Source organism: Nostoc cf. edaphicum LEGE 07299 (genome assembly GCF_015207245.1).
GTDB classification, from domain to species: Bacteria; Cyanobacteriota; Cyanobacteriia; order Cyanobacteriales; family Nostocaceae; genus Nostoc; species Nostoc edaphicum_B.
The window spans coordinates 1-6473 of the sequence record NZ_JADEXF010000215.1 but is presented as its reverse complement, the minus strand read 5'-3'; the positions used below and the strand labels follow the sequence as shown (position 1 = coordinate 6473).

At 42.6% G+C, this 6473-nt stretch carries 2 protein-coding genes; both read left to right on the top strand.

The features are described 5' to 3' along the window. The first annotated feature begins 387 nt into the window (after nucleotides 1–387). Nucleotides 388–5787, top strand: coding sequence for a translocation/assembly module TamB domain-containing protein (locus IQ229_RS08545; protein ID WP_194042898.1), 5400 nt, complete (start codon nucleotides 388–390; stop codon nucleotides 5785–5787). Between the two features lie 184 nt (nucleotides 5788–5971). Continuing rightward, a complete protein-coding gene (locus IQ229_RS08540; protein ID WP_194042897.1) occupies nucleotides 5972–6157 on the top strand; it encodes a hypothetical protein in 186 nt (61 codons plus the stop codon). The last annotated feature ends 316 nt before the right edge of the window (nucleotides 6158–6473 follow it).

Here is a 6473-nt window from a genome sequence, read left to right as displayed (position 1 = left end):
CCCTCTCCCCGCTCTTCGAGAGGGGACTATGATCTATCTCATGTGATTAGGAAATGCTATAGCACTTTTTTTAAGACGCAGATAAAATTCTAAATAATTTTCCTAATACCAGCAAAGTTTTCAAACTTTAAGACCAACAAAACTAATATCTGGTGACAAATTATTAATCGAAATATATTCAGGAATTACGCGAAATTATGAAATAACATAGACGCACTGCAAATGCGTCTTCTTGGTGCAGTCCCGTCTAATGAATATAAGCAACTTGCTGCAAAGTTCTTGCGTAAGTCCTGATATTGTGAAACGATATTTTGTAACTTGCGGATACAACTAACTAATTTGTCTCTAGCCTCACTCCAGAAAAAAGTACTGGTACTGGTAACAATCATGAAGCGATCGCCAAATTCAGAAAACAATCAGGAACCATCTAATCGTCGTCTGTGGCTCCTGCTTTTAGGACGTACCAGTTTGGCTTTGGGTGGGGTTTTGCTAATTGGAATTATAGTTGGTGCTTGGTGGGCTAGAAACTATGTATACAAAGATTTAGCACCGTTAGTGCAGCAAAATCTTGAGCAATTACTGGGACGTCCAGTCAAAGTTGGGAACGTTGAACGTTTTTCGCTTTCTAGTCTGAGATTTAGCTCTTTATCAATACCAGCAACTGCCACCGATGTAGACCAGGTGGTAGCAAAAGCTTTGGAAGTGCAGTTCTCACCGTTGCAACTTATTCTGAGTCGAAAATTAGCATTAAATGTCACCTTAGTTCAACCCAATGTCTATGTTCAACAGGATAAAGATGGTCGTTGGGTGACAGCCCAAGTTAAGGCTGGGGAGGGACAAGGGTTTATTCAAACTGAGTTGCAGTCACTTCAAATTCAAGATGGCGATGTCGAGTTGATGCCATTCACTGCACCAACTAAACCCAAAGGCTCAGTAATATTAGATCGAGTTGGTGGTATTGCCCGATTTTCCGATCAAAATCAAAGGATCGGTTATGACTTCAATACTCAACTCACTAGGGGAGGCGCTGTCAAAATTGTTGGCGAAACCCAACTAAAAGCTCAACAAACTAACCTCCAACTGCAAGCACAAAATTTACAAGCATCCGATATCACTAGATTAATTCAGTTACCGATCGCTCTCCAAACAGGGTATTTAAATGCTGACTTAGGGGTGCAGATTCCACCCAAACTGTCAGACATCGCAATTACGGGAACAGCTACAGCTAATCAAATCACCGCTAAAATTCAAAATATTCCTCAGCCGGTTTCTAATTTTAATGGGAAATTTATATTTCAGGGTCAGACAGTTACTTTAGATAATCTGAGTACGAACTTTGGCAAAGTTCCCATTCTGGCAAATGGAACAATTAATACTCAAACAGGTTTTAATGTTTCTGCTCAGATCAGACCAGTTACTGCGAAAAATATCTTAGATACATTGAAAGTGAATTCGTCAGTCCCGGCTACTGGCGAAATTCAAGAAAATATTAAAATACTAGGCGCACTTGAGCAACCAGTCATCAATGGTACGGTAAGTAATACAAAACCGATTCAAGTCGATCGCGTTCAATTTAAAACCATTAACACTGATTTCCGCTTGAATGCATCTCAAACTGCATCTCAACTAACTGTCTCTAATCTGAAAATAGTCCCCGCAGCTGGCGGTCAAATTATCGGCAGCGGTCAAGCTAATCTAGGAGCCAAAGATGGGGTAATATTTAATGCTCAAGCTGATGGCATATCAGGGGATATACTAGCACGCAGCTATGGCGTTACTCTACCGATCGCAGTTGGGAATGTTTCAGCAAAAGCACAAATTACTGGCTCACTTGCCAAACAGCCGTTGAACCTTGATATTACTAGTGTTCAGGTGACGCCGCCAGCCGGGGGGCAAATTACAGCCAGTGGTCAAGTTCAACTAGCACCTCAAGGTCAGGTAGGTGTAAATATTCAAGCTCAAGGTATCCCAGGAAATGCGATCGCTCAAGGTTACGGCATTTCAACTCCCATTAATGTTGGTGGTATATCTGCGAACGCTAAAATTTCTGGTTCTCTGGGTACACCGTTAAATGTCAACGTTTCTCGCGTTCAAGCAAATCCAGATGTGGGAGGGCAAGTCACTGCTAGCGGACGAGTTCAGCTTGCACCCCAAGGTCGGGTGGCATTGAATGTCCAAGCAAAAAATATACCAGGGGATGCGATCGCAAAAGCATACAACTCTTCACCTGACATCACCATTGGGAATGTATCAGCAAATGCCAATATTTCTGGCACTCTGAACAATCTGCAAGCAGTAGCGCGGGTGCAAGCGCCTAACGCCACCTATCCCACTACCGGACGAGTTGTTGTTGATCAACAAGGAGAGAATCTCGTCTTTCCAAATGCTGTGTTGAATGTAGCAGGCGGGACAATCACAGCTCAAGGTCAACTTGCACAACAACGCTGGCAAGCAGCTGTCAACACTTCTCAAATCCAACTCAACCGGTTTTCACCACAACTGCGAGGACGGCTCAATAGCAATCTTCAGTTAGCAGGGACAACAGAATCTTTCCAGCTTGCGGATATTCGCGCCGCCGGACAAATCAACCTTCCCCAAGGGATAGCGCAGCTGACACAACCACTCACCGCTCAATTTCGATGGAATGGGCAACAGATTATAGTTGAAAACGCATCTACCCCAGGATTTACTGCTAATGGTGCGATCGCTATTCAGTCTCCCTCAACTGGCGCACCCCAAATTGCCGGATTTGATTTAAATGTACTGGCGCAGAATTTCAACCTACAAAATACTGGCTTCAAAGTTCCTGGGGACGTAGCAATAGCAGGGCGACTTGATTTTAATGGGAAAGTTACAGGTACTCCAGATGTACCCCAAGCTACTGGGAATATCCGACTGCGGAATTTTAATGTGAGTAACTTGGCGTTTGACCCACTTTTAACCGGAAATGTGAATTTTCAAGGTGGACAAGGTGGAAGTCTGCGACTAGCTGGGAAACAAGATCGGATTGCCCTTAACTTAGGTGCAGATTATCGTCCGACTTCATTTTTAGTTAAACGCGATGAGGCAGTTACTACGGGTAGAACTGAGGGAGATAACTTGATAATCAACGCCCAACAGTTTCCCATCGCTCTTGTTGGCGGCTTTTTACCTAACAATCAATTGAAACCTTTGGGGGGGCAATTATCGGGTAATTTAGTTGTCAATCTGAATAATTATGCCATTGCGGGAGACGTTGCGATCGCTGGGCCTCGTGTTGCCAGAGTAGCAGCAGATGAATTTCGCGGCACTATTAATTATGCTGATGGTACTGCTAGCTTGGCTAATGGTCAATTGCGGATTGGAGATAGCAACATCGCCCTGAGTGGAAATGTAAAAGCAGGAAACGACCCGCAATTTCAATTCCAAGCTAATTTTGACCAAGCAAGAATCCAGAGACTTTTACAAGCGTTTAATATCTTTGATTTTCAAGACTTTGGTACCGGGTTGCAGCCTCCGACGTTAGCTGGAGCAGAGGTACTAGATACCAACGCTATCAGTTTGCCCAATGCAGATTTGCTAACACAGCTTACATATTTCTCAAAAATTAGAAGATTGGTAGCACAACAACAACAAGAAGAGAGAAAAGAAACTGCATCTTTACCCACCCTTGCAGAATTAACGGGTGCTTTGAGCGGAGGAATTACAGCTAATGGCTCGTTAAAATCTGGGTTAAATGTTGGCTTTAATTTCCAAGGTGCTAATTGGCAATGGGGTGAATACTCCATTAATCAAGTCGTTGCTCAAGGCAATTTTGCCGATGGAATCGTCACCCTTTCACCCTTAAGTGTCGGTATAAATCAAGGACTGGTGGCTTTTTCAGGGCAGTTAGGAACTGAGCAACTATCTGGCAACTTGAATGTAGCAAGTTTACCTTTATCACTTTTACAGCCTATTATCGAACAATACCCCATAGATATCACTGGTAATGTAAATGCTAATGCCACATTGGGAGGTAGTTTACAAGACCCCAGAGTTCAAGGGGAAGTAGCGCTGGCGAATGCGACTCTCAACAAGCAACCTGTACAAACAGGACAAGTGAACTTTGATTACAACGATGCTCGTTTGAATTTTGACAGTAGCTTACTAGTGACAGGAACGCAGCCAGTTACCATTACAGGTAGCGTACCTGCTCCGTTACCTTTTGCCGAAGTGCAACCGGATAGCAATCAAATCAGCATCAACGCCAATGTGAACAATGAAGGATTGGCGCTGTTAAACCTGTTTACTAACAATCAAGTCGCTTGGGTAAATGGTCAAGGACAAGTAGATTTAAATGTTCAAGGTACTTTAAACGAACCAATTATTAACGGCAATGTCACACTTAATGATGCAACTTTTAGCGCTAAAGCCTTATCTGAACCCTTAACGAATGTCACAGGAACAGCGCAGTTTAATGGTAATACTGTGAATGTCCAAGGTATCCAAGGCACTTACAATGAAGGGCAAGTAAGTGCATCAGGCATCCTCCCAATTCTTCAGCCTCAGCAAGCCGTAGCAAATCCTCTGACAGTATCAATAGCAGACAAACTCAACTTTGAAATTGCAGGACTGTATGAAGGTGGTGTTGGCGGCGATATCGTACTTCGCGGAACAGCATTAAAACCTGTAATTGGTGGAGAAATTGAACTGAGTGATGGTCAGGTGATTATTGGAAACTCGGCTACTGGTGAGAAAAAATCAGCAGCTACAGCAGCGGCTAACGCTAACGTCATAAATCTAAATAGAGAAGAGGTTAACCCTAACGTCACACCGACAGCAGAGAGTAGCGCTAACCCAGTAGTTACAGTGGAAGGAAGCACTAAGCCAGTGGCGACAGCAGACGCAAGCACTAGCACAGCAACTCCACCCAATTTACCTATAGAGTTTGCAGATTTAAGGTTAATTCTAGACGACGATGTTAGTGTTACCAGTCAATCTTTTCTCGACTCAATACCAGGAGCAGCCGTCTTTAGCCAGCCCCTATTGAGCTTTGAAGCAAAAGGCGACTTGACCATTAATGGTACATTAGGCAAACCGCGTCCTGAAGGAGTCATTCGTTTGACAGGAGGACGAGTAAGTTTATTTTCTACTGAGTTCACCTTGGAACGGGGCTATGAACAAACCGCGCGGTTTATTCCAAGTCAAGGACTTGATCCGATTCTGGATGTCCGACTGCTCGCAATTGTACCTGAAACATCGGCAATCAATAATAGAATTTTGGAATCACCATTGTCTGCTGAAATCAGCGATGTTTCTGCTACCAACTTTGGTACTTTGCGTACCGTTCGCGTTCAAGCAAGAGTGGATGGGCCAGCGAGTGAATTGGGCGAAAATCTGGAACTGACGAGTGAACCTAGCCGTAGTAGAGGAGAAATAGTTGCTCTATTAGGTGGTTCAATTCTTGGTTCTTTCGGCCAAGCAGATGCAGGACAAGGGCTGACTAATTTCGCTAGTTCTACCATTTTAGGTAGTTTACAAGGAACTATAACTGCGATCGGACAGGCTATTGGTTTCAGCGAATTTCGGATATTTCCCACCCCAATCACTAGTAATGAAACAACGACAGCTTCAGTTTTGAATTTATCAGCAGAAGGTGTGTTTGACATCAATAGAAATTTCTCTGCTTCTTTATCACGCCCTCTTTCTAGCGATGAGTCTTTCCGTTATAACGTGCTTTATCGACTCAGCGACGAAATTTTGATGCGAGGCTCAACTAATTTAGGGGATGAAAATCTATTCCAAGTTCAGTATGAAACCCGATTTTAAATCCAGGGCTGTTTCATTCTTCAAAGAGCTTTAAAAATCAAGGGTTCTAGCAATTAAAAATTGGTTATTTTGTTCCCAGCGTAGCCAATCACTTTTCAAACAACCTTTCATGCCCAGAAACTATAGCCGAGTTTATTATGTGGATATAAACACTGCACAATAACTTGCATTACAGGAAATACTGATGGAACGTTCAAAATTAATTGCTATTCTTACAGGTGCGATTTCGGTCATTTTAGCGATCGCTTACCTCATTGTAGTCCAACTCCTGGACTATCGGGACATGAAACCCGCCCCCATTAGTCAAGTTATCTCACCACCTGCCATTACTATCTCTCACTGGCAGGTTGACAAAATCACCCAAATATAAATTATATTTAGTCGATTTATAGAGACGCAATCAATCGCGTCTCTTGTGATTTAGATCATTGATAAAACTAATGATAACTATTGATTGCTCCCTGACTCAAGGCATGAATAAGAATAAATACCTATTATTCCTTACTTAAAATAGTTCACTATATAAGTAATAATTAGAGTTCTTATCTCCAATTGATCTAGTTAATTAATTCCCTTTTGACAGATATAACGGTAAGCTGTTTCTAACAATAGTAAATAAATATAAATTTTCATGATTTCCGTAAGTCTAGACCGTGGTAGACATCGGTGGTTTAACAGGGTTCAAC

Bases quoted from the DNA above. Each gene is read 5' to 3' on its own strand.
- IQ229_RS08545 (WP_194042898.1), top strand. From the start codon at position 388: ATGAAGCGATCGCCAAATTCAGAAAACAATCAGGAACCATCTAATCGT.
- IQ229_RS08540 (WP_194042897.1), top strand. From the start codon at position 5,972: ATGGAACGTTCAAAATTAATTGCTATTCTTACAGGTGCGATTTCGGTC.